The 26,992-nt window shown below is 71.9% G+C and carries 29 protein-coding genes and 2 pseudogenes; 16 read left to right on the forward strand and 15 right to left on the reverse strand.

What is annotated here, in order from left to right; all coding sequences use genetic code 11:
* Window positions 1–14 precede the first annotated feature (14 nt).
* Window positions 15–221 carry a hypothetical protein gene (locus tag KUM32_RS45265; protein WP_374227509.1) on the reverse strand — a complete coding sequence of 69 codons (207 nt, stop codon included), beginning with the start codon at window positions 219–221 and terminating at the stop codon, window positions 15–17.
* 580 nt (window positions 222–801) lie between these two features.
* On the opposite strand from KUM32_RS45265, the gene KUM32_RS13425 reads away from it, so the two are divergent.
* Window positions 802–1,785: a helix-turn-helix domain-containing protein gene (locus tag KUM32_RS13425; protein ID WP_217142085.1), complete on the forward strand. Its 984-nt coding sequence runs from the start codon at window positions 802–804 to the stop codon at window positions 1,783–1,785.
* 60 nt (window positions 1,786–1,845) lie between these two features.
* Window positions 1,846–2,328, forward strand: coding sequence for a DUF456 domain-containing protein (locus tag KUM32_RS13430; RefSeq protein ID WP_217142086.1), 483 nt, complete (start codon window positions 1,846–1,848; stop codon window positions 2,326–2,328).
* Here the strand turns inward: KUM32_RS13430 and KUM32_RS13435 are convergent.
* The 3 genes from KUM32_RS13435 to rsgA all read right to left on the reverse strand — a co-directional run bounded on the left by KUM32_RS13435 (window position 2,317) and on the right by rsgA (window position 5,487).
* The gene (locus tag KUM32_RS13435; protein ID WP_217142087.1) at window positions 2,317–2,838 is read right to left on the reverse strand and encodes a methylated-DNA--[protein]-cysteine S-methyltransferase; all 522 of its coding nucleotides are present in this window, start codon (window positions 2,836–2,838) and stop codon (window positions 2,317–2,319) included. The two genes, KUM32_RS13430 and KUM32_RS13435, sit on opposite strands and share 12 nt — an antisense overlap.
* Complete coding sequence (locus KUM32_RS13440) at window positions 2,835–4,253, reverse strand: AlkA N-terminal domain-containing protein (RefSeq protein WP_217142088.1); 1,419 nt, start codon at window positions 4,251–4,253, stop codon at window positions 2,835–2,837. Before KUM32_RS13440 ends, KUM32_RS13435 begins: the two co-directional genes overlap by 4 nt.
* A gap of 67 nt (window positions 4,254–4,320) precedes the next feature.
* Window positions 4,321–5,487: a ribosome small subunit-dependent GTPase A gene (rsgA, locus tag KUM32_RS13445; RefSeq protein ID WP_217142089.1), complete on the reverse strand. Its 1,167-nt coding sequence runs from the start codon at window positions 5,485–5,487 to the stop codon at window positions 4,321–4,323.
* A gap of 295 nt (window positions 5,488–5,782) precedes the next feature.
* Here rsgA and KUM32_RS13450 point away from each other — a divergent pair.
* The 6 genes and pseudogenes from KUM32_RS13450 to KUM32_RS44980 form a co-directional block, all read left to right on the forward strand.
* Window positions 5,783–5,881 (forward strand): annotated as a pseudogene (locus KUM32_RS13450) (IS5/IS1182 family transposase); the annotation flags it as partial.
* Between the two features lie 238 nt (window positions 5,882–6,119).
* Window positions 6,120–6,458, forward strand: a complete 339-nt coding sequence (locus KUM32_RS13455) for a hypothetical protein (RefSeq protein WP_217142090.1) — start codon at window positions 6,120–6,122, stop codon at window positions 6,456–6,458.
* Window positions 6,459–6,566: 108 nt separating this feature from the next.
* Window positions 6,567–7,313: an ATP-binding cassette domain-containing protein gene (locus KUM32_RS13460; protein WP_217142091.1), complete on the forward strand. Its 747-nt coding sequence runs from the start codon at window positions 6,567–6,569 to the stop codon at window positions 7,311–7,313.
* Window positions 7,310–8,557: a hypothetical protein gene (locus tag KUM32_RS13465; RefSeq protein ID WP_217142092.1), complete on the forward strand. Its 1,248-nt coding sequence runs from the start codon at window positions 7,310–7,312 to the stop codon at window positions 8,555–8,557. The genes KUM32_RS13460 and KUM32_RS13465 overlap by 4 nt, the downstream gene beginning before the upstream one ends.
* Before the next feature lie 205 nt (window positions 8,558–8,762).
* Window positions 8,763–9,230: a hypothetical protein gene (locus KUM32_RS13470; RefSeq protein WP_217142093.1), complete on the forward strand. Its 468-nt coding sequence runs from the start codon at window positions 8,763–8,765 to the stop codon at window positions 9,228–9,230.
* Between the two features lie 269 nt (window positions 9,231–9,499).
* A pseudogene (locus KUM32_RS44980) lies at window positions 9,500–9,718 on the forward strand (hypothetical protein); the annotation flags it as partial.
* Between the two features lie 59 nt (window positions 9,719–9,777).
* Here the strand turns inward: KUM32_RS44980 and KUM32_RS43445 are convergent.
* The gene (locus KUM32_RS43445; RefSeq protein ID WP_308408649.1) at window positions 9,778–10,434 is read right to left on the reverse strand and encodes an integrase core domain-containing protein; all 657 of its coding nucleotides are present in this window, start codon (window positions 10,432–10,434) and stop codon (window positions 9,778–9,780) included.
* Between the two features lie 328 nt (window positions 10,435–10,762).
* A complete protein-coding gene (locus KUM32_RS13480) occupies window positions 10,763–12,082 on the reverse strand; it encodes a radical SAM protein (RefSeq protein WP_217142094.1) in 1,320 nt (439 codons plus the stop codon).
* Between the two features lie 155 nt (window positions 12,083–12,237).
* Here KUM32_RS13480 and KUM32_RS13485 point away from each other — a divergent pair, with 155 nt between their 5' ends.
* On the forward strand, window positions 12,238–13,494 hold the full coding sequence (locus KUM32_RS13485) for a D-arabinono-1,4-lactone oxidase (protein WP_217142095.1): 1,257 nt from the start codon (window positions 12,238–12,240) through the stop codon (window positions 13,492–13,494).
* Between the two features lie 47 nt (window positions 13,495–13,541).
* Here the strand turns inward: KUM32_RS13485 and KUM32_RS13490 are convergent, their stop codons facing one another.
* Together KUM32_RS13490 and KUM32_RS13495 are read right to left on the reverse strand one after the other, a co-directional pair.
* A complete protein-coding gene (locus KUM32_RS13490) occupies window positions 13,542–14,063 on the reverse strand; it encodes a hypothetical protein (RefSeq protein WP_217142096.1) in 522 nt (173 codons plus the stop codon).
* Complete coding sequence (locus KUM32_RS13495; protein WP_217142097.1) at window positions 14,060–15,778, reverse strand: PHP domain-containing protein; 1,719 nt, start codon at window positions 15,776–15,778, stop codon at window positions 14,060–14,062. The genes KUM32_RS13490 and KUM32_RS13495 overlap by 4 nt, the downstream gene beginning before the upstream one ends.
* Window positions 15,779–15,929: 151 nt before the next feature.
* Between KUM32_RS13495 and KUM32_RS13500 the strand changes: the two genes are divergently transcribed.
* Window positions 15,930–16,520 (forward strand): TetR-like C-terminal domain-containing protein, encoded by a 591-nt coding sequence (locus KUM32_RS13500; RefSeq protein WP_217142098.1) that lies wholly within the window; start codon window positions 15,930–15,932, stop codon window positions 16,518–16,520.
* A gap of 2 nt (window positions 16,521–16,522) precedes the next feature.
* Here the strand turns inward: KUM32_RS13500 and KUM32_RS13505 are convergent, their stop codons facing one another.
* The 3 genes from KUM32_RS13505 to KUM32_RS13515 all read right to left on the reverse strand — a co-directional run bounded on the left by KUM32_RS13505 (window position 16,523) and on the right by KUM32_RS13515 (window position 18,488).
* Window positions 16,523–16,663: a hypothetical protein gene (locus tag KUM32_RS13505; RefSeq protein WP_374227510.1), complete on the reverse strand. Its 141-nt coding sequence runs from the start codon at window positions 16,661–16,663 to the stop codon at window positions 16,523–16,525.
* Entirely contained in the window at window positions 16,660–17,136 is a 477-nt protein-coding gene (locus KUM32_RS13510) for a hypothetical protein (RefSeq protein ID WP_217142099.1), read from the reverse strand. The genes KUM32_RS13505 and KUM32_RS13510 overlap by 4 nt, the downstream gene beginning before the upstream one ends.
* Window positions 17,137–17,396: 260 nt before the next feature.
* Window positions 17,397–18,488, reverse strand: a complete 1,092-nt coding sequence (locus KUM32_RS13515; RefSeq protein WP_217142100.1) for a glycoside hydrolase family 43 protein — start codon at window positions 18,486–18,488, stop codon at window positions 17,397–17,399.
* A 132-nt stretch (window positions 18,489–18,620) separates the two neighbouring features.
* Here KUM32_RS13515 and mmuM point away from each other — a divergent pair, with 132 nt between their 5' ends.
* On the forward strand, window positions 18,621–19,517 hold the full coding sequence (gene mmuM, locus KUM32_RS13520) for a homocysteine S-methyltransferase (RefSeq protein WP_217142101.1): 897 nt from the start codon (window positions 18,621–18,623) through the stop codon (window positions 19,515–19,517).
* A 31-nt stretch (window positions 19,518–19,548) separates the two neighbouring features.
* Here the strand turns inward: mmuM and KUM32_RS13525 are convergent, their stop codons facing one another.
* A complete protein-coding gene (locus tag KUM32_RS13525; RefSeq protein WP_217142102.1) occupies window positions 19,549–20,679 on the reverse strand; it encodes an NAD(P)/FAD-dependent oxidoreductase in 1,131 nt (376 codons plus the stop codon).
* Window positions 20,680–20,871: 192 nt separating this feature from the next.
* Between KUM32_RS13525 and KUM32_RS13530 the strand changes: the two genes are divergently transcribed.
* Entirely contained in the window at window positions 20,872–21,516 is a 645-nt protein-coding gene (locus tag KUM32_RS13530) for a TetR/AcrR family transcriptional regulator (RefSeq protein WP_254405500.1), read from the forward strand.
* A 24-nt stretch (window positions 21,517–21,540) separates the two neighbouring features.
* Here the strand turns inward: KUM32_RS13530 and KUM32_RS13535 are convergent, their stop codons facing one another.
* Entirely contained in the window at window positions 21,541–21,948 is a 408-nt protein-coding gene (locus KUM32_RS13535) for an ATP-binding protein (protein WP_374227511.1), read from the reverse strand.
* 111 nt (window positions 21,949–22,059) lie between these two features.
* Here KUM32_RS13535 and KUM32_RS13540 point away from each other — a divergent pair, with 111 nt between their 5' ends.
* Together KUM32_RS13540 and KUM32_RS13545 are read left to right on the forward strand one after the other, a co-directional pair.
* Window positions 22,060–22,878 carry a helix-turn-helix transcriptional regulator gene (locus KUM32_RS13540; RefSeq protein ID WP_217142104.1) on the forward strand — a complete coding sequence of 273 codons (819 nt, stop codon included), beginning with the start codon at window positions 22,060–22,062 and terminating at the stop codon, window positions 22,876–22,878.
* Entirely contained in the window at window positions 22,875–23,111 is a 237-nt protein-coding gene (locus tag KUM32_RS13545; protein ID WP_217142105.1) for a DUF397 domain-containing protein, read from the forward strand. The genes KUM32_RS13540 and KUM32_RS13545 overlap by 4 nt, the downstream gene beginning before the upstream one ends.
* Here KUM32_RS13545 and KUM32_RS13550 read toward each other — a convergent pair.
* Window positions 23,068–24,573, reverse strand: coding sequence for a carboxylesterase/lipase family protein (locus tag KUM32_RS13550; RefSeq protein ID WP_217142106.1), 1,506 nt, complete (start codon window positions 24,571–24,573; stop codon window positions 23,068–23,070). The genes KUM32_RS13545 and KUM32_RS13550 overlap by 44 nt on opposite strands.
* Window positions 24,574–24,752: 179 nt before the next feature.
* Here KUM32_RS13550 and KUM32_RS13555 point away from each other — a divergent pair, with 179 nt between their 5' ends.
* Together KUM32_RS13555 and KUM32_RS13560 are read left to right on the forward strand one after the other, a co-directional pair.
* On the forward strand, window positions 24,753–25,091 hold the full coding sequence (locus tag KUM32_RS13555; protein ID WP_308408650.1) for an STAS domain-containing protein: 339 nt from the start codon (window positions 24,753–24,755) through the stop codon (window positions 25,089–25,091).
* A 110-nt stretch (window positions 25,092–25,201) separates the two neighbouring features.
* Entirely contained in the window at window positions 25,202–26,263 is a 1,062-nt protein-coding gene (locus KUM32_RS13560; protein WP_217142108.1) for a LacI family DNA-binding transcriptional regulator, read from the forward strand.
* Window positions 26,264–26,288: 25 nt separating this feature from the next.
* Here KUM32_RS13560 and KUM32_RS13565 read toward each other — a convergent pair whose 3' ends face one another.
* Window positions 26,289–26,981: a hypothetical protein gene (locus KUM32_RS13565; RefSeq protein ID WP_217142109.1), complete on the reverse strand. Its 693-nt coding sequence runs from the start codon at window positions 26,979–26,981 to the stop codon at window positions 26,289–26,291.
* Between the last annotated feature and the right edge of the window lie 11 nt (window positions 26,982–26,992).

A 26,992-nucleotide genomic window follows, 5' to 3' on the forward strand; every position in this document is an offset into this window, starting at 1 on the left:
ATCACCCGGGCGGGCTACGCAGGCACGGAAGCGGAAGGGCTCGCGGGGTGGTCCGGCGGACGGGCCCCGTAGGGGCCGGGCGGCGCGGTGATGCCGAGGTCCATGGTGAGCCGGTCGCCCCCGGGCGTCTCGTTCCGCTTACCGCCCGGCGTCGAGCCGAACCCGACGACGGGCTCGCCGCCGACGTCGCCGCGGTGCGGTGCGGTGCGGTGCGGTTCCATGTGCTGCCGGACGCCGTCGCGCAGCCGGAACAGTCCGCCCGCGCCGAGGGGGGCCGGCCTTCGGTCGGAGGGGGTTCTCGCCCGGCGGAGGGTGCGGTCACCGCACGGGACCCCCGGTCCGCCGCCGCCGGAAGCGGTTCCTCCGCCTCTGGAGGCGGCACTTCCGCCGCCGCCGGAAGCGGCACCTCCGCCGTCGGAGGCGGTTTCGTGCCGTTCACCGCGTCCCGGTCCGGGCGGTGTGCCACCGTCCCCGCCGCCGGGGCGAAGCGGTCGTCCAGGGAATCGGGTGCCGCCGTGGGGCCGGTGTCGCCGGTGGAGTCGTCGTACAGCTGCCCCCACCAGTCGTCCTCGGGACCGGTGGGCCTTCCCCCCTGCTGGCTCATGCTCCCGATTGACGCGTGGGGCGAGGCAAGCCGCCGAGCGGCCCACCCCCCACAGGAGAACCGCCCGGCGGGGCCACCTTGGCAGAGAGAGCCGCGGTACGGCGATGATGTCCCGAGGCGGGTTTGCGCCGTGGCTCTTTCCCGCCACGGCCGGTCCGCGTAGACGGTGGTGAGCTTCTGGGGAGGGACGGCGCCTGATGCTGGGAGTGCTGGGACTGGAGAGCACGCAGGAGTCGGCGTACCGGGCACTGGTGTCCGTGGGAGCGGCCGACGTGCCCGATCTGGCCCGGCGGCTGGAGCTCGGCGAGCAGGACACCGAGCGGGTACTGCGCAGGCTGGAGCAGAACGGGCTGGCGGCCCAGTCACCGGCCCGGCCCGGCCGTTGGGTCGCCGCGCCGCCGGGGGTGGCGCTGGGCGCGCTGCTCACCCAGCAGCGGCACGAGCTGGAGAAGGCCGAGCTGGCGGCGGCGCTGCTGGCCGAGGAGTACCGGGCGGCGGCGGCCGAGCCCGCCGTGCACGACCTGGTGGAGGTCGTGATCGGCGCGGCGGCGGTCGCCCGGCGCTTCCTCCAGCTCCAGCTGGGGGCGAGCGAGGAGGTGTGCGCGCTGGTCACCGGCAACCCGGTGGCGGTCACCGGCATGGAGAACGACGCCGAGGAGCAGGCCACCGGACGCGGGGTCCGCTACCGCGTGGTGGTCGAGCGCGCGGTGCTGGACCTGCCGACCGGCATCACCGAGCTGACCGCCGCCCTGGGCCGCGACGAACAGGTACGGGTGGTGGACCGGGTGCCGACCAAACTGGTGGTCGCCGACCGGACGCTCGCCCTGGTCCCGCTGACCGCGCACTCCTCGGAGCCCGCCGCGCTGGTGGTGCACGCGAGCGGTCTGCTGGAACTGCTGTCGGGCCTGTTCGAGTCGGTGTGGCGCGACGCCCTCCCGCTGCGGCTCGGCACGTCCGGGGTGACGGAGCTCGGCCCGGACGGGCCCGACGGCACCGACCTGGAGATACTCTCCCTGCTCCTGGCCGGCCTGACCGACGCCAGCGTCGCCAAACAGCTCGACCTGGGCCTGAGGACCGTGCAGCGCCGGGTGAAGCGCCTGATGGAGCTGGCCGGAGTGACGACCCGGCTCCAGCTGGGCTGGCACGCGTACGAACGGGACTGGGTGGCCCGGAAAGGCTGACCGGGTCCATGCCGGCGCCGGACATCTGCGGACCGCCCCCGGCTGCGGCACCCTGGACTGATGGGAGCGTGGGACCTCCTGCTGTCCGGCCTGGTCATTCTGCTCGGGCTGTGCGGCGTCCTGGTGCCCGGCATGCCCGGAGCGTGGCTGGTGTGGGCCGGGGTCTTGTGGTGGGCGCTGAAGGACCCCCGGCCGGCCGCCTGGGCCGTCTTCGTGGGGGCCACGGTCGTGCTGCTCCTGTCCCGGGCGGTGCGCTGGGCCCTGCCGCCCCGGCGGCTGCGCGCGGACGACGCCACCCACCGGGTCACGGCGTACGCGGGCGCGGGCGCCCTGCTCGGCTTCCTGCTGGTCCCCGTGCTCGGCGCGGTCCCCGGCTTCCTGGGCGGCGTCTACCTCGCCGAACGGCTGCGGCTCGGCCGGCACGGCGAGGCGCTGGCGGCCCTGCGGACGGTGATGCGCGCGGGCGGCTCCAGCCTGCTGACGGAGCTGTTCGCCTGCCTGCTGATCACCGCCGCGTGGCTGGGAGCGGTGCTAGCCGGCTAGCCGGGCGCCCTCCAGGGCGAGAAGCCGCGTCTTGCGTTCCAGACCGCCCGCGTATCCCGTCAGGGAGCCGTCGGCACCGATCACCCGGTGGCAGGGCCGCAGGATCAACAGCGGGTTGGCACCGATGGCGCCGCCGACGGCGCGTACCGCGGGCCGGGTGGCGCCGATGCGCGCGGCGATCTCGCCGTACGTCGCCGTCGTCCCGTAGGGCACGGCGTCGAGGGCGGCCCACACCCGCTCCCGGAAGGCGGTGCCCTCGGCGCGCAGCGGCAGCCGGAACTCCTTCAGCTCCCCGGCGAAGTAGGCGGCGAGCTGTTCCTCGGCCTCCCGGAAGGGCCCGGTGTCGTGCCGCCAGCCGACCTGGACGCTCCGGCCGCCCTTCTGCCCCGGCACCGACAGGGAGGTGAGCGCCCCGTCCGGGCCGGCGGTGAGGAGCAGCCGGCCGACGGGGCTGTCGGTCTCGCTCCAGTACGTCACGGAAGTGGTGGTGGTGGTCGTCGACGTGGTCATCGGTCTTGCTCCCACTCTCCTGCTGCGCGCAGGTGGTTCAGGGCGTACGAGCGCCAGGGGCGCCAGGTGTCGGGGACGGCCGTGCCGGGCGGGGCGACGTCCGGGTCGCCGAGGGCGCGGGTGCGGACGGCGGCGGCCGTACGGGCGTCCAGGCCGGGCACGGCGAGCAGTGCGCGCTCGGCGTCGTCCCGGTCGGCACCGGGGTCCAGGCGTACGGTGCCGTCGGCCAGGGCGGCGGCGAGCGCGCCGACGGTGCCGTCCGGCTCGGCCCCGGCGAGGACGGCCGGTTCCGGGAAGAGGTGGGTGAGGGCGCCGCAGGGGGCGTCGAGCGTCGTGCCGTGGCACCGGACCAGCCGTTCGGCCTCCGTGCGCCCCACCAGGGCCCGCACCGCGAGCTCCTCGGGGTCGGCGGCGCCCGGCGAGCGCAGCCCGGGGCGGGCGGCGACCAGCGGGGCGAGCCGGGGGTCGGCGCCGAGCCGTTCGTCCACGGCGTACGGGTCGGCGTCGAGGTCGAACAGCCGCCGCAGCCGCTGCACGGAGGTGGTCAGGTCGCGCAGGTCGGTGAGGTGGAGGCGGGCGTCGAGCCAGCCGCCGGTGCCGCTGCGCGGTGTGCCGGGCCGTTCGTCGACGGCGACGATCCCGGTGCCGTAGGGAAGGCGCAGGGTGCGCCGGTAGACGCGGCGGCCCGGCGGACCGCTCACCTCCTCCACGCCCGCGACGGCCTCCCGCTGGAGCAGGTCGAAGACGGGACCGGCCCGGTAGGGGCCCCGGTGGGCGAGCCGTAGCGGGATTCCGGCGGAGGGAGTGGCCGCGCGGCGCGAGGCCCGGTCGCGGGCCGGGGCGGCGGCGCGCAGCGCGCTCGGGGTGGCCGCGTACACGGCCCGGATCGTGTCGTTGAACTGCCGCACGCTGGCGAACCCCGCCGCGAAGGCGATCTCGGTGACCGGCAGTTCGGTGGTCTGCAGCAGGACGCGCGCGGTGTGCGCCCGCTGGGCGCGGGCCAGGGCCACGGGGCCGGCGCCGAGCTCGGCGGTGAGCTGCCGCTGCACCTGCCGGGCGCTGTAGCCGAGCCGGCCGGCCAGTCCGGCGACGCCCTCGCGGTCGACGACCCCGTCGCCGATCAGCCGCATGGCGCGGCCGACGGCGTCGGCGCGGACGTTCCAGTCCGCCGAGCCCGGCACGGCGTCCGGGCGGCACCGCCGGCAGGCCCGGAAACCCGAGCCCTGTGCGGCGGCGGCCGTCGGGAAGAACCGCACGTTGTGCCGTTTCGGCGTCACCGCCGGGCAGCTGGGCCGGCAGTAGATGCCGGTCGTCTCGACGGCGAAGAAGAACGCGCCGTCGAACCGGGCGTCCCGGCTGCGTACGGCCTCGTATCTGCTGTCCAGCACACTCTGGTGCTCCGCGGTCTCCGTCACGCCCTCCAGTCTCCGCCAGACCGGAGGCCCGGTCTGGCGGAAATCGGACACGGCGTTGGAGTGACGGCTATCGCAGGCCGCCCCGCTTGGCCTCCATCGCCGCCTTGCCCACGGCGCCCCGGCGCTTCCACTCCTTGCGGATCTCGGCCCGCAGCCGGGCGTCCGTCTTGGCGACGATGCGCTGGTTCTCCCGCATCAGCTTGCGGTAGCTCTCCAGCCGCCGCTGCGGCAGCTCACCGCTGTCGATGGCGGCCAGGACCGCGCAGCCCGGCTCGCTCTCGTGGGCGCAGTCGTGGAACCGGCATCCGCGGGCCAGCTCCTCGATCTCGGCGAACACCTGGCCGACCCCGTCGCCCGCGTCCCAGAGGCCGACGCCCCGCAGTCCGGGGGTGTCGATCAGCACTCCCCCGCCGGGCAGGGCGAGGAGGTTGCGGGTCGTGGTGGTGTGGCGGCCCTTGCCGTCGACGTCACGGATGGCCTGGACGCCCATCACGTCCTCGCCGAGCAGCGCGTTGGCGAGGGTGGACTTGCCCGCTCCGGACTGCCCGAGCAGGACCGCCGTACCGCCCGCGACCACGGCGGCGAGAACATCGAGCCCCTCCCCGTGCGCCGCGCTGACCGACAGCACCGGGACGCCGGGCGCGGCGGTCTCCACGTCCTGGACGAGGTACGCCAGCGTCACCGGGTCGGTGACGAGGTCGGCCTTGGTGAGCACGACCACCGGCTGCGCCCCGGACTCCCAGGAGTCCGCCGACGTACGCAGCAGTGCCTCACCGCTCGAACTGGACATCGCGAGCGCGAGGAACCGTTCGATCCGCCCGAGGTCGAGTTCGACCGCGAGCGACACACAGATGACGATGTGATCGATGTTAGTGGCCAGCACCTGGCCCTCGGACCGCTTGGACGACGTCGACCGGACGAAGGCGGTCCGTCGAGGCAGGATCGTCCGCGCGTACCGCGGACTACCGCCCTCGGGGTCGACGGCGACCCAGTCCCCCGTGCACACGACCTTCATCGGATCACGGGGAACGACGAACTCGGTGTCGGCCCGGACAACACCGGCGGGGGTGGCGACGTCGCACTGACCGCGGTCGACCCGTACGACCCGGCCGGGGACGAGCTCCTGGGCGGCGTACGGGGCGAACTCGGCTTCCCAGCCCGCGTCCCAGCCGTAGGTGGCGAGGACCTGCTGAGCGGCGGAAAGTGATGGCGTGTTGAGCGAAGCGTTGAACAAGGGGGACCCTTCGAAGGGTGGCCCCGGCGGCGCGCTTTGCGCGGATGTCGAGTGGGTGTCAGCCGGAGACCACAGGGGTGGGAACGACGAACTCCTGAATGCGGGCCGTGCCCGTCACCGTGACAGTCATCAACGTCCTCACCTCCTGCTTCTTCTCTACGCACCGACACAGTCCCCCGTCGGGAACTGCTGAGCAGAACCCTAGCCCCGCCCCAGGGCGCGGCACCACCGATTAAACGCCGGGCCTCACCCGCACGACACCGGCTGCCGACGGACCGACGTCATGCCGCGAGTCCGTCGTCTGCACCGCCGCTACGAACGCAAGGCCGAACACTTCCTCGCCTTCACCAGCATCGCCTGCACCCTCATCTGCTACCGCCGGCTCACCAAATGAGATGACCTCTCATGTCGAGGATCCGCCAACTTAGCTTTGAAATCGGCCAGTTCAGCGAACGGAGAGAGAGGGTGCTTGTCGTGCTTGCTCAGAGTGGCTCAAGATCCGTTCCGGTCCATGGTTGGCGCGTCCATGCCTAAGGGAACGATTCCGCACAGGCGGGACAACTGCCAACTCAACAGGGAGAAAGGCTACGAGAAAGCCGATCTCCACGCATGCAGGACGAAGGGAATGACACATGTCCAAGAATTCTACGAGCCTCATAGCTCGCGCGGCATCAACTGTCGCAGTGCTTCTGGTTGCTGGTGGCGCTTCGGTGGTGGCTGTGACCAACGCGTCGGCGTACACGGACAGCAACAAGGTCCACAACTGCTGGGGTCGTTACTACAACACTGACTTCGACCAGATGTGCGGCAGCGGCGGAGCCGCCGCCACCGGGAACTACAGAACCACCGCTCCTTGCGATGTCGAAGGGGACAACTCACTGACGGTGTACCGCAACAGGGGCAACTCCACGACCTATGACGGTCCGGACTGCACCTTTGACGTGGAGACCGGTCAAACCTACTACTTCTGACCGAACCAACGCCTCGGGCGCACCATCCAAAGGACCCTCCCGTCCGCATTGCAGCTGCGGACGGGAGGGTCACCCGTCGATGGTATACCGCAACTGCTGAAGGACCATATGTACGTTCAATTGTCCGCCTTGCGCCAAGGGTATCGGGCGCGAGTCATACTGAAAGATCTGAATCTGGCGCTCGCACCCGGCGTGACTGGCCTTGTCGGGCCGAACGGCGCGGGTAAGACGACCCTCATGCGGACCCTGGCCACCGTACTGCCACCCGCCGGCGGCACCATCGAACTCGACGGCACCGCCATCACCAGCGAGCGAGCCGCTCGGCAGGCCCGGCGGCACATCGGCTATCTGCCACAGAAGTTCGGCTGGGACGCGGGGATGAAGGTCCAGGACTTTGTCGAGTACGGCGCATGGTTGAGAGAGGTACCGAAAGACCGTCGGCGCGAGGCGGTCGAGAAGGCCCTGCTCCAGGTAGATCTGTTGGAACGTCGCAACGAGCGCATGTCCCGGCTCTCCGGTGGCATGCGTCAACGGGCTGGCATCGCCTGGGCCATCGTCGGGGATCCAGGACTGGTCCTCCTGGATGAGCCGACCGTAGGCCTCGATCCGCGCCAGCGCCTTCAGTTTCGCCGTATCCTGTCGGAACTCACCGACACCACGGTTCTCTTGAGTACCCATCTCATCGACGATGTGGCCGCCGCCTGCGACCGAGTGATCGTGCTGCACAGCGGCAGCATCCTCTTCGACGGTGGCGCAGCCGAGATGGAAGCGCTCGGCCGTGATGGCTTCCCGGGCGCGACTCAGATCGAGCGCGCCTACATGGAGCTCCTTCCTGAAGAGGAGCGCCATCTGTGAGCACGTTCTGGCTGCATCTGCGTTGCACCCCGCTTCGCTGGCTCCTCCCCGCACTTCTCGTCCTGGATGTGGCGCTCGTCCTCACACGTGACGACTTCTGGCACGGACTGTGGGGAGACACCGGAGCTGTAGCGCAGGGGCCAGCCCTGTACTTGGGCATCTTCGCGGCCGGAGCCGCCGCTTGGAGCGCTGCCTCGCATGACCGGCCCGAGGTGGTCGAACCGCTGCACGCCATGCCACGGCCGACACCGCGTGCCGAGCTGCCGCGGTTGATCACCTTGCTGTTTATCGTCCTCATGCCGTACGTAGCCGGGCAGGCCGTCGCCTTCACCATCACGGCACGTACGTGGCCACCGGGATTCACCCAGTACCTCGGATACGCGCTGCTCGGTGCCGCCTCACTCGTGCTCGCGACCGGCTGGGGCTGGCTGCTCGGACGGCTTCTGCCGGCCCGCTGGGGCCCGCTCGTCGGAGCGTTCACTTGGATCATCGCCAACCTCGCGGTCAAGACTGACCTGGTCGTAGTGAACGGCCCAGCGCGTGAGCAGCCCGACCTGCCGCTCATCGTGTTGCGACTCACGGCAGCCGTAGTTCTGCTGGGCGCGTGTCTGTGGCTCCCCCTGGGCCGGCAGTCGGTTCGTCGTGCCTCACTGCCCACTGCGGCGGTGTTGCTCGCGCTCGCCAGCACTATCTACGCCTCGGGGGCTTCCGTGATCACGAAACGCCCAGGCCCTGAATCCATGACCTGCGTGAAGGGGCCGCCCGCGATCTGCCTGTGGCCGGAGGAAGAGAAGTACCGCGCCATGGCAGAACAGATCCTGGCACGCGCCGAAGGCCTGCCCCAGGAGTTGGCCAGACCGGAGAAGGTGTACTCCTTTGGTCTGGTCTGGAAGGAAGGCCAATGGCTCGGTGACTTCGACATGGACAGCGGATCCGAGTGGGCCATGGCAGACGGTGTGGCTCGCACGATGTCCGAGAAGACTTTCGCCGCCTGCAAAGACGACGACTTCGCCGGCTGGGACAAGTACGCGCGCGCCGGTGACCAGTCAGTCCTGGCTCTGGAACGCTGGCTCGAGAAGCGGCTCGCAGGCGGCGGGAAGCCTGCGTACGTCGAGAGCGGTGTGCCCGGACCGGAGGCGGCAGCGATAGAGAAGGGCAAGGCCATGGCGGATAAGCCGGCCGCTGAGCAGGAACGGTGGGCACGCCACACCATCCAGTTCGTCTTGGAGACCTACTGTGACTGACACGGCCGACACCGGCCGTCCGGCTCTCCCAGGCGTGAAATGCCGCCAAGGACGGCATTTCACGCCCTCCTGCGGCGTACGGCGCCCGGCAGCCGTACTGCTTGCCGTACTCTTGGTGGGCATCGCTGTGGCGTGGCTGGGGCACGAGCCCAGCCCACTCCCTACTGCGGCGGGCGACGAGTCGTCGTCAACCCCTAGCTGGCGGATGCTCGCCATGTTCGCCGGTGTACTGCCGCTGCTGTCGCTCCACAGCCCCATGGCAGAACTGGAAGACTGCGCGACGAACCGTTTCCACCGGGGCCGGGCAGTGCGGCTGGCCGGGCTATGGCTGGTGAGCATGGCGCTCTTCCTCTCCGTCAGTGCGGTGGAAATCGAGGGTCGGGTCCTTGAGATCATGGCCGTGGCGCTGCCTGGGTGGACCGGGCTTGGCCTGCTCAGTGGGCGCCTTCTGGGCTGGCGGCAGTCCTGGGGGCTGCCCGCCGTGGCCCTCTGCGCCCTCACCTACTGGGGTGCGGGAGGCGTGGATGACACACACCTCTGGTGGGACTTCACCATCCAGCCTGCCCGTGCGCACCCCATGGGGCTGGCCGTGAGCCTTGCTCTCCTCTCTCTGGGCCTTGGCGCCTACGTGCTCACACCTTGGCGCTTGAGGCTGCTGTCCAAGTGGCGCTGACGCGAAATCGGTGTGGAGGGGGCAGGCCGGTCACCTTTGCTGAGTGCCCGCCGGCATCGTGGCCCGGGCGCTATTGCGGTAGATCGCATACGACAGTGCATCTCTCGCCACGCTCAAAGACAGATCCACTGTCGTGGAGGCACCCGTGGTGAACATGTCCTCAACCGCTGCCAGTCCGTCGCCGACTCCGGTGCCATGAACAGGCGGAGCGGTTCGTCCCCTTAGCTGACGTTTATGGTCTGCCGTCGAACACGTCCTCGAACTTGCTGATGGTCTGCCTGGGTTCCGGACGTGAGAGCGGCCTGGGTCTGCTGCAACACGGCATCCCACGGGATGCGTTTGGCGAACTGTCACGCTTCCGGACGGAGCTCCATGCCTGTCTGACCGGGCGGAGCGATGCGCTGTTCGAGCTGAGTGATGCCTTGCTGTGCGCGGATGGTCCGGTGAGGACGTTGGTCGAGCTGCCGTTGGAGCCTGGGCACCGGAAGATTTCAAGTCCAGTGAGACGGTCGTGACGCTATGAACCGCCCCGAGTTCGGTAGAGATCTCAGATTGTGGTTGTGACCTGGGGTTTCGTGAGTTCGGTGTAGAAGTTGGTTTCGTATTCGACGGGCGGAATGTGCCCTGTCTCTCCGTGGAGCCGACGGTGGTTGTACCAGTCGACCCATTCGGCGGTGGCCAGCTCGACACGGAGGACGCTCAGGTAGCGGCGTGGTGCTCGGTCACCCATCCGTGTGCGGATGCGCTCGGCGATCGCGTCGAGCAGGGGCTCACGGACGTCGCGGTCGAGCCTCCGGTACAGCGACAACGAGCGAAGGTGATCGGCAAAGCCGTCCCCGTCGAACCACTGAACGGTCGGGTACCAGCGCACGATCGTTGGGCCGAACAATCCGCTGGGATCTTCGACCGGGCCCCAGCCCTCGTCGGCGGTGCGCGCGTCGTCCTCCAGGGGAGGATGACCCCAGTCAGGGTTCCCGGGGCAGAACCGCTCGTGGAGGTCGGCGGTCTCGGCGTACACCTCCGGCTCTCCCGGTCGTCGGACGACGACGTTGCCGAGGAGCGCCATCCGCCTGCGGGGCAGAGCATGTCGTGCGCTCGCCGCCAGCCGATCGACGTCTCGACTTCGACGTTGTGGAAGGAGGCGATCCGTCGGCGAGCGAGTGCGGCCATGTCCGCGCCCCGCTCGGCGGCGGTCACTGAGCATCCGAGCGCTGCCGGCGAGCGCGTCGCCTGACCGGTACCGCAGCCCACCTCCAGCACCGACGCCCGTTCGTCCATGCCGGTGATGGAGCCGAGGTCCGCGAACAATTCGTCGGGGTATCCCGGCCGGACCCGGTCGTAGAGCTCCGGCACCTCGTTGAACACTGCGCCGAGGCCGTGGCGGTTCGGGCGCGTCCTTGGATCACCAGTCACGGACACACAAGCCATGAGGCTCGTCGACGGGGACGCCACTGGCTTGACGGCAGCTCCTCGACAGCCTCCTCGACAGCCTCAAGAGCGCCCGCTCTCCCGGTCCGCCGGGACCGGCCGGCTCACGCTTGGGCGGGCTCGTCCGCCGGCAGGCTGTCCATGAAGGAGCTGACGGAGAAGACCGCGTTGCCGGCGCCGGGCGGGCCGTAGCCGGGGGGCGAGGAGAGGCCGAAGTCCTCCATGGTCTGGCGGTACGCCTGGAGCAGCCGGATGTGGTACTCCAGCGGCGCACCCTGCGGGTTGGCCTTGCCGAGCGGGGTGGTGGGCTCGGGGCACCAGGTGGTGAACCGGGGCGTGATGCCGTGCGACATGAAGAAGCGCAGGCCCTCGGTGGTGGACGCGATGGCCTCGTCGACGGTCTTGAAGCCGAAGGGCTCGGCCATCTCCACGCCCGCGACGAAGTTGGGGATGACGTTGCGGGCGCCGAAGACGTCGGTGGAGTCCAGGATGCGCTTGTGCCACTCGTCGCGGCCGACGTACCGCTCCTTGCCGGGGCAGTACATCTTGAACAGGTACTCGTCCCACACCTCGAAGTTGGGGTGGTAGATCTGCACGCCGTAGTCCTTGAACCGCTGGACGTCCGGCTTGGGCAGGGCCTGGGCGACGACCTTGCCGATCCAGCGGCCGGGGAAGTGCTCCTCGATGGCCTTGGCGTACCGGCCGTAGAAGTCGGCCTCGTCCAGCCCCTGGACCTTCGACGTGATCGCGCCGCCGGTGAGCGTGTACGCGGTGGAGATCCTGGCGGTGTCGTACTTGTTGATGATCTCCAGCGCCTCAAGGACCTCGTCGACGTCCTTCACGCCCGTGTACGGCCGCCCCGCGGCCTTGTGCTGGCGCCAGTTGTGGTTGATGTCGCAGTACTGGCACTCCTCCTTGGCGCCGAAGTACTGGCAGACGCGGAACGCGGTCAGGTAGATCAGGTAGCCCCACTGGATGGTCGGGGCCACCTCCATGACCGACTTCCCGTTGGAGAGCTTGTGCCGGTAGTACTCGGGCATGGGCGGCACGCCGACGTCCGAGATGCGCCTGCCGTCGAGGTAGAGGCCGAGCTGGCCGTGCTCGTCGGCGGCGACGCGGTAGGGCGAGGCCGGGTTCACGCGGACCGAGACGACGGTGCGGCGCAGGTCGTAGGGGCCGCCGGTGAGGATGATCTCCTCGGGCGGGCGGCGCAGGGCGGCCTCGCCCAGTTCCGGCAGGGTGCCGTGGTCGAAGGAGAAGATGAAGTACGACTTCGGCTTGACCTCGCCGTCCTCGTTGTCGCTCAGCGCGGAGGGGTCGAAGGCGACCCCGCCGCGGAGCAGGTCCTCCTTGAAGACGGCTTCCCGCGGTACGTGCGGAAAGCGCTCCATCAGATCCTCGACCAGCGCGGTACGGCTGCCCATCCCGTGTCTCCTCCCGGCTCAGGCGTTCGACTTCTCACGGTATGCCCCCGCCCGTGGCTCTTCCCGCCCGGGTCCCCTTCCGGCGTGGCAGGTAGGTTTCCGGCGGAGGACTCCTGGTCCTCGCGGATCTCGAGATCTCAGGGAGGGGCTGCGGCATGACCGACACCACCGTGACCAACTGGGCCGGCAACATCACGTACACGGCGAAGGAGGTGCTCCGGCCGCATTCGCCGGGGGCGCTGCGGTCCCTGGTGGCCCAGAGCGCGAGCGTCCGGGTGCTGGGCAGCGGGCACTCCTTCAACGAGATCGCCGAGCCGGGTCCGGAGGGCGTCCTGCTGTCGCTGGCCGGGCTGCCGCCCGAGGTCGACGTGGACACGCAGGCCCGTACGGTGCGGGTGGGCGGCGGTGTCCGGTACGCGGAGCTGGCCCGGCTGGTGCACGCGCGGGGGCTGGCGCTGCCCAACATGGCGTCGCTGCCGCACATCTCGGTGGCCGGTTCGGTGGCGACCGGCACGCACGGCTCCGGCGTGGGCAACGGCTCACTGGCGTCGGTGGTGCGCGAGGTGGAGCTCGTCACGGCGGACGGTTCGACGCTGACCCTCGCGCGCGGCGACGAGCGGTTCGGTGGGGCGGTGACCTCGCTCGGCGCCCTCGGCGTGGTGACGGCGCTCACCCTCGACCTGGAGCCGGCCTACGAGGTCGGGCAGCAGGTCTTCACCGAGTTGCCGCTCGCCGGTCTGGACGCGGCGACGTTCCGGACGGTGATGGCGGCGGCGTACAGCGTGAGCCTGTTCACCGACTGGCGTGCGCCCGGTTTCCGGCAGGTCTGGCTCAAGCGGCGCACCGACCAGCCGTCGGCCGGCTTCCCGTGGGCGGCGCCGGCCGTCGAGAAGATGCATCCGGTGCCGGGCATGCCCGCGGTCAACTGCACCGAGCAGTTCGGGGTGCCGGGCCCCTGGCACGAACGGCTGCCGCACTTCCGGGCGGAGTTCGTGCCCAGCAGCGGTGCCGAACTCCAGTCGGAGTACCTGATGCCGCGCGAGCACGCGCTCGACGCGCTGCACGCCGTGGACGCCGTACGGGAGACCGTCGCGCCGGTGCTCCAGACCTGCGAGATACGCACGGTCGCCGCCGACGAGCAGTGGCTGAGCCCGGCGTACGGGCGGGACACCGTGGCGGCGCACTTCACCTGGGTCGAGGACACGGCGGCGGTGCTGCCGGTCGTGCGGCGGCTGGAGGAGGCGCTGGCCCCGTTCGCGGCCCGGCCGCACTGGGGGAAGGTGTTCACGACGCCGCCGGCGGCCCTGCGCGCGCTGTACCCGAGGCTCGACGACTTCCGGAGCCTGGTGGCGGAGCTGGACCCCCGGGGGAAGTTCACCAACGCGTTCGTGCGGGACGTGCTGGCCGGCTGAGCCTCCCGCGCGGGGACGCGGCTCCGGCGGGGGCCGCGTCCCTCACCTCAGTGGTCCGCGCAGCACGGTGTGGGGTCCGGGACCTCGAAGGGGACCAGCGTGCCGCCGGCGGCGGGCATGGCGGCGAGGACCAGTTCGCCGTGTTCCCACCGGGGGCGGACGAACTCGCGGGTGACGAGCCTGGCCCCGGGGTCGGGCCCGCCCTGCGCGCCGAGGACGCGGACCCGGTCGATCGCCGAGCGGTCCAGCAGCTCGGCGACCGTGAGGGTGCCCGTCAGGGCGGCGGCGCCGGGGAACAGCACGGCGCGTCCGGCCTCGTCCCAGGTGCCGTCCGCCACCGTGTGCCCCCGGGCCGTGAGCCGGGTGCGCGCGGCGTCGACCACCGCTCGCGACCCGGCTGCCAGGGAGAGCCCCACGCGCCGCCGGTCGCCGTCCCCCACCAGGTGGGTGCAGCCGAACGCGTCGTCGGGGAGGCCGAGTCCGCCCGCGAGGTCCTGGAGCAGGTGGTCGGCCTCGCGGAGCTCCGTCACGTCGGTGTCGACGCGCAGGGCGTACGGCGGTGGGGTCACGAGGGCAGGACCCAGACCGGGTTGGAGTAGAACCACAGGTCGCGCCACGGGTCGGCGTCGCCGACGACGTCGATGGCCGGGCCCGCCGGGTCGACCGAGGCGCCCATCGCGCCGACGGCGGAGCGGTTGCCGTCGGTGCCGCGCAGGCGGAGGTAGACCGGGCGGTCGACGCGGCCGAGGTCGTAGGTGAGGGTGACCGTGCCGGTGGACTTGTTCACCTCGTAGGACTTGACGACCTTGGCGGACGGTGCGGTGAAGGTGTCCTTGTCCTTCACCTCGCCGGTGACGTCGCCCTGGATGACGTCGACGCGGGCCAGGGTCGGCTGGAATCCGGCCCAGTTGGGGCCGCCGGCCAGTGCCACGTCCACGGTGAGGGTGACCCGGGTGCCCTTCCTGACGTGGAGGGCGCCGCCGAGGGTGGCCCAGCGGCTGCCGCCGGACACGCGGACGTCGAGGCCGCTGATGAGCTGGCCGTGGTCGACCCAGATGCGGCCGGCGCGGATGCCGTCCATGACGGCGGCGTAGGAGAAGCCCTCCGCGCCGACGTGGGTGCGGCTGTAGTAGCCGGGCCAGTAGTCGTTCTCCGTGATGTCGATCGAGCCGCCGTAGACCGGGTCGTCGTAGCGGCCGTTGGTGTTGAAGTCGCCGCCGCCGCGGGCCGCGGTGTCGCCGTAGATCTGGTGGGAGTCGGAGTTGGCGGTGATCCACCAGGGCTTGCCCTCGGCGAGCAGGCTGTCCCACAGGCCGCCGACGGTGGCGGTCATCCAGTCGAAGCCGCCCCAGGTGCGGTAGCTCTCCAGGGGGTAGCCGGCGAAGGAGTTGCTGCCGGGGCTGTTGTCGTAGATGCCGCGGGCGCCGCCGGGGCCGAGCGGCTTGGGCAGGCCGCCGGCCTGGTGGCCGGGGGCGCCCTCCATGCCGACGGCGATGCGGTGGCCGGCGGGGGTGGCGTCGCGCCAGGCGCGGATCTCGTGCGGGGAGTCGATGCCCTTGCGCGCCGGGTGGTTGGCGAGCATGAGGGCGTCCTTGACCTTGCGCCTCCTGACCTGCTCGGAGAGGAAGGTCAGGCCGGCGATGGCGAGCGCCTCGTTGGCCGGCGACGAGCCGGTGGCGGCCTTGACCGCGCCGTCGTAGCCGCTCTCGAACTGCTTGAGGACGGAGACCTCGTTCTTGCCGGGGTGCACGAAGACGGTGCCGTGCTCGGCGGCCGGGATGTTCCACTCCAGGCCCTGGAAGACGAGGGTGTCCTCGTGGGCGGCGCGGGCCTCCCTGATGTCCGGGTTGACCTTCTCCACACCGATCCTGGAGTGCGTGACGCTGCCGTGGTCGGTGATGACCAGCCAGTCCATGCCGTGCCGGGCGCCCTGGCGCACCTGGTCGACGACGCGGTACTTGCCGTCGCTGCTGTACTGGGTGTGGATGTGGTGGTCGCCGGCGAGCCAGAGGAAGCCCTTGGTGCGGCGGCCGTTGCCCGCGGCGCGCGCCGGGGCGGCGGTCGCGGTCTGGGCCAGGACGGTCCCGGCGGCCAGTCCGGCGCCGAGCAGGCCCGCACGCCGCAGCAGGCCGCGGCGCGACTGCTGTTCGGGGCTCAGGGCCTCGTCGGGGACGCTGGTGTCGAAGGCGGCGGGCAGGGCCGGCGCGGCGTCGTGCTCGTGGTCGTGGGTGTGTGCGTCCCCGTGGTGGTGATGGCCGTGCGTGTGCCCGTGTCCGTGCCCCATGAAGCCCCTCCTGGATGTCGCCGCCGTTCGCGGCTGTGAGGAGAATCGAGGCAGAAGATGAACGTTGAACGACTCTGAGGTGAGCCCCGCCTGCCGCCCTGCCTGCCCTAGCATGAAACCTAGGAGCCCTAGGAAGCCGGGAAGGTGGCCCATGCCCCGTGCGGGTCTGACAACCGACCGCGTCGTCGCCGCCGCCGCCGACCTCGCCGACCGGACCGGCTTCGAGAGCGTCACCGTCTCCGCGCTGGCCCGGCACTTCGGGGTGAAGGACGCGAGCCTGTACACGCACGTCAGGAGCCTCCAGGACCTGCGCGTCCGGGTCGCGCTGCTGGCCGGCGGCGAGCTGATCGACGAGATCGCGACCGCGGTGGCGGGCCGGGCCGGCAAGGAGGCCCTGGCCGCCTTCGCGGGCGCCTACCGGGCGTACGCCCTGCGCCACCCGGGCCGTTACGCCGCGACCCAGATCCGCGTGGACCCGTCCCTGCTCCCCGGCTCCCCCTCCCTGCGCCGCACCGCGGAGGTCACCCATGGCATGCTCCGCGGCTACGGCCTCACCGAGCCCGACCTCACCGACGCCGTACGTCTGCTGCGCAGCACCTTCCACGGCTACTGCGTCCTGGAGGCCACCGGCGGCTTCGCCGCCCCGCGCGACGTCCAGGCCTCCTGGGACAAGGCGGTCGAGGCGCTGCACGTGGCGCTGGAGCACTGGCCCCGGGAGCAGGACGGCCCGCGCGCACGCTGACTTCACGGCGCCGCGACGCCGAGGCCGGTCGTGCCGACCGTCCGGAAGCCCTGCCCGGCCAGGGCGTGCGCGGAGGCGTGGTCCCCGGCGCACGGCGGCAGCAGCGGCTCGCCGGCCCGGTGGAGATCGGCGAAGGCGGTCACGAGAGGTCACCCACCGCGTCGGCGTAGTACGCGGACTCCTCCACGTGCCGGGCGAGTTCGCGGAAGCTCCAGCCCTCGCCGGGCGAGTGGTCGAGCTGTTCGTCGGTGAGCGCGTCGAGGCGGTTGGCCCAGATCCGGGCCAGCCGGGTGAGGCGGCTGCGGGCCTCGTCCAGGTCCTCCCGCGTGAAGGGGGCGCGGTCCGCGTCCGTCGTGATCACGGAGGCGTGCCAGTGGTCGGGCTGCGGCTGCTCCCCCGCCAGCCGTGCCTCCAGCTCGGCGAGGTGGTCGACCAGGTGGTCGGCGACCCGCCGGATCGCCTTGTGCGGGGTGTAGACGCGGTCGTCGACGTGCGCGGGCCGCCCGTCCCAGCGGGTCCAGGTGGCGGCGAGGGCGAGGACGTGGTCGACCATGGCGGTGACGGCTTCGGCGGGCGTGGCGGAGGTGTGCGTGGCGGAGGTGTGCGTGGCGTTCATGCACCGCACGCTAGGGGGCCGTTGTTTCGGTCCCGGCCGAAGTGTGCCGGGGCCTGGCCGGGCCGGCCGCGGCCCGGCCACGGGTGCGTGCTCCCGTGGCCGGCCGTCCGCCCCGTCCGCCCCGGAGCCGCCGGATCAGCGCGCCCGTACCGCGCCGCGCGGCAGCGGACGGAGGGCGGCCCCGGACCGGCAGGCGGTGGCCGTGCGGGTCCCGGGCGACCGGGCGGAGGGTGACGCCGGCGGCGTACGCGCGTCCCGTGTCAGCCGCGCCCCCTCGGCGCGTCGGCCACCGGGACGCCGAAGTCGGGGGTGCCGTCGGCCTTCCAGCCGAGCCGCTGAACACGGGTGTGCCGGTTGGGGTCGTGGAGGGGGTCGCCGTCGATCTCCTTGTACTGGCGGGCGTGGTACACGAGGACGTCGGTGCGGCCGTCCCGGTCGACGGTGAAGCAGTTGTGGCCGGGGCCGTACTGCCGGGTGGTGTCGTTGCTGGTGAAGACGGGCTCCGGCGACTTCGACCAGTTCGCGGGGTTCATCAGGTCGGCGTCCGCGTCCACCGTCAGCAGGCCCATGCAGTAGTTGGCGTCGGTGGCGCTGGCCGAGTACGTCATGAACAGGCGGCCGTTGCGGGCGATGACCGACGCGCCCTCGTTGACCTTGAAGCCGACGCACTCCCAGTCGTACTCGGGCGTCGAGAGCCGCACCTGGGGCCCCGTCAGGGTCCAGGGGTTCGCCATCCTGGACAGGAACAGACCGGTGTTGTTGTCCATGCCGGGCTCGTGCTGCGCCCAGGCCAGGTAGCGGGTGCCCCGGTGGGTGAAGGTGGTGGCGTCGAGGGAGAAGGTCTCCCAGGCCGTCTTCACCTGGCCCCGTTCCACCCAGGTCCCCCGGAAGGGGTTGGGGTGGGAGTTCTCCAGGACCCAGATGCGGATGTCCCAGACGCTCTCGGCGGGTGCGGCGGCGAAGTAGATGTACCACTTGCCGCCGATGTGGTGCATCTCCGGAGCCCAGATGTGCGCGCCCATGTCGCCGGTGGCGTGCTTGCGCCAGATGACGGACTCGTCGGCGGTCGCCAGGCCGCCCAGGGTGCGGGAACGGCGCAGGATGATGCGGTCGTACTCGGGGGCGGTGGCCGTGAAGTAGTAGAAGCCGTCGGTGTGGCGGCGGATGTGCGGGTCGGCGCGGTTGCGGACGAGCGGGTTCGCGTACGGGGCGTCCTTCCCCGGCGCGGCGGCGGACGCGGACGCGGGGACGGCGGGGACGGCGGCCAGGGCTCCCGCTGCCGCGGCGCCCTTCAACAGCAGGCGTCGGGCGGGGGCTGCGGGCTCGTCGGGCAGATCGGCGGCGCGGCTCATGCGGAATCCCTCTCCACGACATCATCCGATGTTCGATATCCCGAACACCGTGTGGCATGACGAACGTCGAAAAGGTAAGGGGGTGGCCGGTGGAGGTCAACGGGTCGGACGGGGTTGGACTAGCGTCGTCACATGACCAGCGACTTCGCCGACGCCCTCGCCGCCGGTCCGCTCGTGCTCGACGGCGGCATGTCCAACCAGCTCGAGTCGGCCGGGCACGACCTGAGCGACGAGCTGTGGTCGGCGCGGCTGCTCGCCGAGGACCCCGAGGCGATCACCGAGGCCCACCTCGCCTATTTCACGGCGGGCGCGGACGTGGCGATCACCGCCGGCTACCAGGCCACCTTCGAGGGCTTCGCCCGGCGCGGCATCGGCCGTCGGCGGGCGGCCGGGCTGCTCGCCCTCAGTGTGGAGCTGGCCCGCGAGGCGGCCCGCAGGGCGCGGGTGACACGTCGGTTGTGGGTGGCGGCGTCGGCCGGTCCGTACGGCGCGATGCTGGCGGACGGCTCCGAGTACCGGGGCCGGTACGGGCTCGGCGTCGACGAACTGGAGCGCTTCCACCGGCCGCGCCTGGAGGTCCTGGCCGCCGCCCGCCCCGACGTGCTCGCGCTGGAGACCGTCCCCGACACCGACGAGGCGGCGGCGCTGCTGCGGGCGGTCCGCGGTCTCGGCGTACCGGCCTGGCTGTCGTACACCGTCGTGGGCGACCGCACCCGCGCCGGGCAGCCGCTGGAGGAGGCCTTCGCGCCGGCCGCCGACGCGGACGAGGTGATCGCGGTGGGGGTGAACTGCTGCGCGCCCGAGGACGCGGCCGGTGCGGTCGAGGTCGCCGCCCGTGTCACCGGCAAGCCGGTCGTCGTCTACCCCAACAGCGGCGAGGCCTGGGACGCTCAGGCCCGCGCCTGGCGCGGACGTTCCTCCTTCGACGCCGGCCTGGTGCGGGCCTGGCGGGCGTCCGGGGCCCGGTTGATCGGCGGCTGCTGCCGGGTGGGCCCGGACACGATCAGGGCGGTCGCGGCGACGCGCTGACGCCGGGTGCCCCGCGGCGGCCCGGGGGTGTTCAGTGGCCGTGGGGGCCGTCGCCGGTGAAGTCCGGCAGCTCGGTGGAGAGCAGGTGTTCGGCGGCGCCGTCGAGGAGTCGGGCCGTCTCCGTGGAGCGCGGCAGCATGGTCTTCTCGTAGGCGCGGACGGCGTCGTCGACGGTCTCGTGCCGCACGAGGGCGAGCGCGAGTTCGCAGGCGTCCAGCATGGCGAGGTTGACGCCGACGCCGAGCGGGGGCATGAGGTGGGCCGCGTCTCCGAGCAGGGCCACCGTGGGGCTGTGCTCCCAGACGTGCGGGACGGGCAGGGCGAAGATGGGCCGGTCGACGTAGCGGCCGTCGTTGTCGGCGATCAGCCGGCGCAGGCGGGGCGACCAGTCGCCGTAGCGCTCCAGGAGGAGGGCGCGGAGGGCGTCCGTGTCCCCGGTGGTGAGGCCCTCGGCGCTGATCCAGTCGACCGGCACGCGCTGGATGATGTAGACGCGGATGTGGTCGCCGCTGTTGCGCTGAGCGAACAGGCCCCGCTCCCCGTCGGCCGCCGCGGCGCTGCCCTGTCCGACGAGTCCGGCGATGTCCGGGTGCCGAGTCTCGACGTCGTCGAACCAGGCCTCCAGGAAGCTCACGCCGCTGTACCGGGGGGTGGCCCCGGAGACGGCCTGGCGGACCTTGGACCAGGCGCCGTCGGCGCCTATGACGAGGTCGGCTTCGACGGTGGTGCCGTCGGTGAAGTGGAGCTGCCGGGGCCCTTCGTCGGGCCCGCCGACGGCGTGCAGGGCGCGGCCCCAGTTCACGGTGCCGGGCTGGAGCGACCCCAGCAGCAGGTCGCGGAGCCGGCCACGGTCGATCTCGGGCTTGTGGCGCTCCCCCTCCTCGGGAACGTGGTGGAAGAGGGTCGCGCCACTCGGGTCCAGCTGGCGCATCTCCTGCCCTTCGGGACGCGACAGCGCGAAGAACTCCTCCAGGAGGCCGGCTTCGCGCAGGGCGATCTGCCCGTTGTCCGCGTGCAGGTCGAGGGTGCCGCCCTGGTTCCGGGTGCCGGGGCCCGGGTCGCGGTCGTGGACGGTGACGGTGACGCCGTGTCGCTGGAGGATGCGCGCGCAGGTCAGGCCGCCGGGACCGGCGCCGATGACGGCGATGCGGGGGGTGCTCATGATGCTGCTCCGTTCGTGGCGCACGGCAGCACGGCGACTGTCGCGCTGCGGGATGGGCGGACCGGGGCGGGGCGGGCCGGGCGGTGAGCACCGGCGGGTCCCCGTGACCGCCACATCAGAAAAGCACACCGACTCAATAAGTGCAACGACTCAACTTTTTAAGTCGGACCACTCTTTGGGTAGGCTGGTGCCATGACGACCGACCCCGCAACGGAAGCCCCACCTACTCCGATGGGACGCCGCGAACGCAAGAAGGCCGCCACGCGTCAGGCCATCGCCGACGCGGCCCTGCGCCTCTTCCTGGAGCGCGGCTACGACGCGGTCAGCGTCCGCGAGATCGCGGACGCCGCGGACGTGTCCACGACCACGCTGTTCAAGCACTTCCCCGTCAAGGAGGCCCTCGTCTTCGACGAGGAATCCGACCACGAGGCCCGCCTGCTCGCCGCCGTCCGCGAGCGCCCCGAAGGCCAGTCCATCCCCGCCGCGCTGCGCGAACACGCCCTGTCGGCCCGGCTGGTCACGGCCGCCGGCGACGCGCGCTTCGCCGCCTTCACCGACCTGGTGGCCGACACCCCCGCGCTCCGCGACTACGCCCAGAACATGTGGCTGCGCCACACCGCCGCCCTCGCGCGGGCCATCGCCGAGGAGAGCGACCTCGCCGCCGACGACCCCGCCTGCGGCGCCCTGGCCCACTTCGCCCTGGAAGCCCCCCGCACGGCCTACGGCCACGAGGACCCCCGCCTGGCGATCACGCGCGCCTTCGAACTCCTGGAACACGGCTGGAACGCCCTCACCCAGCAGGCGACCGGGGGCGAGTCGGCACCGACCGCCCGGTGAGCGGCGTGCCCGGGGCCGGCCCACCTAAGCGACACCCACCTCGCACCACACGATCTTGCCGGGCTCCCGCTCCCCCACGCCCCACTTGTCCGCCAGCTCCGACACGAGCAGCAGCCCGCGCCCACCCTCGCCGGGCTCCTGCCCACACGTCAGCGGCACCGCCGGTACGCCGTCCCCGCTGTCGTGCACCTCGACGCGCACGCTGTCACCGCAGGGCAGCAGCCTCAGCAGGAAGCCCCGGCCGGGCGGCACGCCGTGCACCAGGGCATTGGTCGCCAGTTCGCTGACGCACAGCACGACGTCGTCGGCACGCTCTCGCACACCCCACTCGGCAAGAGCCTCGCGCGCGAACGCCCTCGCGGCGGGGACGGACCGGCGTTCCCTGCGGTAGAAGCGCTCACGGGGGGACAGGGGTTGAGTTTCCTTGTTCACGGGACGAGGGTCACGCTCCGTGGCCATGATGAGACAGTGCGCATCTCCGTACAGCCGGGCTGTACGAGTGCGCTGGAGTGAACGTACGCGCACGGCTGGGGAGTCGACCTCATGGGCACGACGGCACGGAGGAACGCCTCCGCGATGAAGATGGTGGGGGCGCTGCTCGCCCTCTATCGCCAGACCGCCGGACACACGCAGAGGTCGTTGGGCGAGCGGTTCGTCATCAGCGAGCAGCAGATCGCCTCGATCGAACAGGGCAGACGCCCACTGAAGCCGGATCTCGCCGAGCAACTCGACGAACTCCTGGGGACCAAGGGCGCGTTGTCGATCGCGCTGAGCAAGATGCCGGAGGTGGATCTGGTTCCGCTGTGGGCGGAGGAGTTCTTGGACAGGGAGCGGGAGGCCATCGCCATCTCGTCGTACGAGAACCAGGTGTTGCCGGGGCTGCTCCAGACGGAAGCGTACGCGTGGGCGGTGTTCCGCAGCCGTGTGCCGTTCTACGACGAGGACAAGATCGCCCAGTTGGCGACGGCACGCATCGAGCGGCAGGGCATCCTGCACCGCAAGGAACCACCGATCACCTGTTTCGTGGTCTGGGAGCCGGTCGTCCGGGCACCGATCGGGGGCCGGACGGTCTGGGCGGAGCAGCTCCGCCACCTGCGCGAGTGCTCGGAGCTGCCGGGCCTCATGCTTCAGGTGCTGCCCCTCGACCGGGCCAGTCATGCTTCGCTCGACGGCCCCTTCGTCCTGCTGGAGACACCCGAACACCAGCGACTCGCCTATGCGGAAAACCAGCGCGGCAGCCAACTGATCGCTGATCCAGACGAGGTGGCGATCCTCACGCAGAAGTGTGCGATGCTGCGGTCACAGGCCCTCACGCCCGAGGACACGAGGGATCTACTGGACCGTCTCCTGGGAGAACAATGAGCAGCACCGCGCTTCGGTGGTTCAAGTCGAGCTACAGCGGCAGCGAGGGCGGCAACTGCATCGAAGTCGCCTACGAGTGGCGCAAGTCGAGTTACAGCGGCGACGAGGGCGGCAACTGCGTAGAAGTCGCCGCCGAACCCACCGCCATCCACATCCGCGACTCCAAAACCGCCCCCACCACCCCGCACATCACCGTCGCACCAGACGCCTGGACCGCGTTCCTCGCGTGGTGACGTCGGCCTGCCACAGGTCGAGTTCGGCGTCGCGCGGACCGTACGTCACGGTCGGTTCGCCCGCGCCGAACACCCGCACGGGATGCGTGGCGTCCCACGCGTCCCACCCGGGGTCCCCGGACCGCGCGAACCGGACCCACGCCCCGTGCATCGCGTCCGCCAGCTCGCGCGGAGCGCCCTCGCCCGCCAGCCTGCGTGATTCCGGCACGTCCCCGGAGTCGAAGACGAAGCCCAGCTCCAGGGCGTGGCAGGCGCCGAGGTCGGGCAGGTTCGAGGGCCAGGCGAACTCGTAGACGTAGGACGACCCGGGCCGGGCGTCGGCCAGGCGGTGGAGCGGCACGCGGAGCAGGTGGTCGGTGACGAGCTGACCGACGGTCTCGGCGGTGCCGGCGTCCGGGTGCAGGGCGCGGTAGCCGCGTACGACCTCGTTGCCGCAGCGGCAGCGGGCCCGCGCTCCGGCGAGGGCGACCGCGCCGAGCCGGTCGACGCGCTCCAGGAGGCCGCCGGGGACCAGCCACAGCCGGTACTCGTCGCGGGTCCAGCCCATCATCAGGTCGACACCGGGTGCCGCGTCGCCGTCGACGAGCGCCTCCAGGGGATCACGGGGGACCACGTCCCCGTCGACGACGATCCCGAAGGCGGGTCCGCCCAGTATGGGGCTGCTGAGCCTGCCGACCTCGGCCTGGGCACGCAGCAGTTGCCCCCGGTCGGCGGCGGCGAAGGCCTCGGCCGTGGCGGGGATCTTCAGCCGGGCAGCCATCCGGCGGACCATCCGCCGCACCTTGTCGCGGTCGGAGGCCTCCGGCGCCCCGCTCTGCAGCACCGCCCGCCGGAACAGGCCCTGGGCCTGCGGGGCGGCGAGGAGGGCGCCGGTGCTGATCGCGCCGGCGGACTGGCCGGCGAGGGTGACCCGGTCGGGGTCGCCGCCGAAGGCCGCGATCGAGTCGCGGACCCACTCCAGGGCGGCGATCTGGTCGCGCAGTCCCGGATTGGCGGGGGCGTCGGGGAACAGTCCGTAGCCCTCGACGCCCAGTCGGTAGTTGAGCGACACGCAGACCACGCCGTTCTGGGCGAAGCGGCGGCCGTCGTAGACGGGAACGGCGGAAGAGCCCCTGGTGAGGGCGCCGCCGTGCAGCCAGACCAGGACCGGCAGGCGGGCGCCGGGGCCCGGCTCGGGGGTCCAGACGTTGAGGTTGAGGCAGTCGTCGCCGGGGACCGCCGGGTCGGAGAGGTACTGGGCGAAGGCCTCGGAGTACGGGGGTTTGGGCGCGGTCGGGCCGAAGGCGGTCGCGTCGCGCACACCGTCCCAGCGGTCCGGGGGCACGGGCGGCCGGAATCTTCGGGGGCCGACGGGAGGCGCCGCGTAGGGAATGCCCCGGAACACCGCGACGCCGTGCTCGTATCTGCCGCGTACCGCCCCGTGGGGTGTGCTGACCACGGGTTCTGCCTGGCCTGCCATCATGCGCACCAGCCTTTCGCAGCGCCGCCCCGCCACCGTTCGCCACTCGCCGCTCGTACAAGAGCGCCACCGCGCCCGAGCGTATTCCGGGGCGGCCGGCCGCGCCCGACGCCACCGGGAGAACGCGACACCACCGCGGGACAATGGAAGACACGCCCACACGTGCTGCCGAGGAGGCCGTCGTGACCGCCGACCCTCACCACCCCGGTCAGGCCGCCCCCGTGAGGATCACCGAGGCCGACGGGGAACACACCGTTCTGACCTTCTCCGGCAACCTGGACTCCCACGCGCTGCGCGTACTGGAGGAACTCCTCCTCGACCCGCGTCTGAGCCGACCGGGCGCGTGGACCCTGGAGATGGGCGACTTGCACCACCTCGACCTGGCCTGCGCCTACGCCCTGCTGCGCGCGGTCACCCGGGCGCCGGAGCCCGCCGCCGTCACCGTCCGCGGCGCCCATCCCGCCGTCCACCGCACCCTGCGCCACGCCGGCCTGGAAACCGTCGCGACCTTCACGGGGTAGCGGCCGGACCCCGGCAGTCCTCGGTCTTCCCGTCCGCACCCCGGCAAACCTAGAATAGGAAGCGCTTTCTATCCCCGGGCCCTCGGGCGGGCCGGAGAGGTGGTTACCCCATGGTCCGTGCGGCGAGTGCGAGCACGTCGGCCGGGCCGACGCTGGCGGTGGTGGCCCGCGAGGCGGGGGTCTCGGTGCCGACCGCGTCCAAGGTGGTCAACGGCCGCGAGGACGTCGCACCCGAGACCCGCCGCCGCGTGGTGGAGGCACTGGACCGGCTCGGCTACGTGCGACGACCGCGGTTCGACTCCCTGAAGGGCCCCCGGATGGTCGACCTCGTCGTGCACTCCCTGGAGAGTTCCTGGTCGGGCGCGGTGCTGCACGGGGTGGAGGAGGCGGCGTACGACGCGGGGCTGGAGGTCGTCCTCTCGGTGGGCCTGAACCGCTCCCGCTCCGGCCCCCGGGAGGAACGGCGGCCGGAGCCCGGCTGGCTGGACAGGCTCGTCACGCGTGGTTCCTCCGGGGTGCTGTTCAACCTGGCCGAGCTGACCGCCACCCAGTACGCCTGGCTGGAGCAGCAGCGCATTCCCTTCGTGATGATCGACCCGGCGGTGGAACCTCCGCCGGGCGTGGTGTCCGTGGGCGCGGCGAACTGGCAGGGCGGCGTGACGGCGACCGAGCACCTGCTGGGCCTCGGTCACGAGCGGATCGCCGTCGTCGCCGGCCGGCGGCGCAGGCCGTGCAGCGACGCGCGTGTCGCGGGCTACCGTTCCGCCCTCGCCTCGGCGGGCGTGCGCCATCGCCCCGAGTACGTCCGCCACGCCGGTTTCGACCGGGCCGCGGCCCGCCGGCGCACACGGGAACTGCTGGACCTGCCCGTCCCGCCGACGGCCGTGTTCGTCTGCTCGGACGCGATGGCCCTCGGCGTCTACGAGGCGCTGGCCGAGCGGGGGGTGACGGTGCCGGACGACATGAGCGTGGTCGGCTTCGACGACCTGCCCGAGGCCCGCTGGGTCACCCCCGCCCTGACCACGGTGCGCCAGCCCCTCTCGGAGATGTCGGCCACGGCCCTGCGCCTGCTGCTGCGCATGATGGACGGCCACCACCCGGAAAGCACGCGCACGGAGCTCTCGACCCGCCTCGTCGACCGCGCGAGCACGGCACCCCCGCGCACCGCCTGAGCATCCCGCCGATCACATCCCCGGCTCAGCCGACCACGTCCACGCTGTTGTCGGGTGGCCCTTCGCCGAACCGGGGCAGGTCGCCGCGTTCCACGGGTGTGGTGGCGGGCCGCGGTGACGGCAGGGTGGCCGCGGCCTCCGCGGCTCCGGGCCGGTGGACGGACGCGGCGGCGCCGCGCAGGACCTCGCGCGACACGGCGTCCGTGTCGGCGGACACCTTCACCACGTGCCCGCTCTTCGGCAGCGCGTACTCGTGCCGTCCGCCGCCCGTGCGGTACAGCGTCCCGCCCTCCGGCTCACATGTGGTCCGTTCACCGCTCATGTCGCCGACCGGCCGGCTGCGGCAGGTGTCCCGGCTCATCGAGCCCCGCTCGACGGAGATGCGGACCATGGCTCCCGCGCCGGTCACGTAGGTGGCGGAGAAGCCGTCGTCGCCGATCACGCCGACGGACTGCTGGGCCAGGGTGAAACCGGGGACCCGGGTGACGTAGACCAGCTCGGGAGCCATCCCCAGCGCCTTCGCCCGGTTCTCCAGTCCGTCGGGTGCGGGAGGGGCCTGTGCGGGAGGGGCCTCCCCCGCCGCGGCGGACGCGGTGGCGGACGAAGTGGCGGCGGTGCCGGCGGCGGCCGGGTCTTCGGCCAGGTGGTCTTCCGTACCGCAGGCGGTGAGCAGCAGCGGGGTCAGCAACAGCGGCAGGACGCGTGCGCGACGGTTCATGCGCCCATCCT

Source organism: Streptomyces sp. AC627_RSS907 (assembly GCF_019049165.1).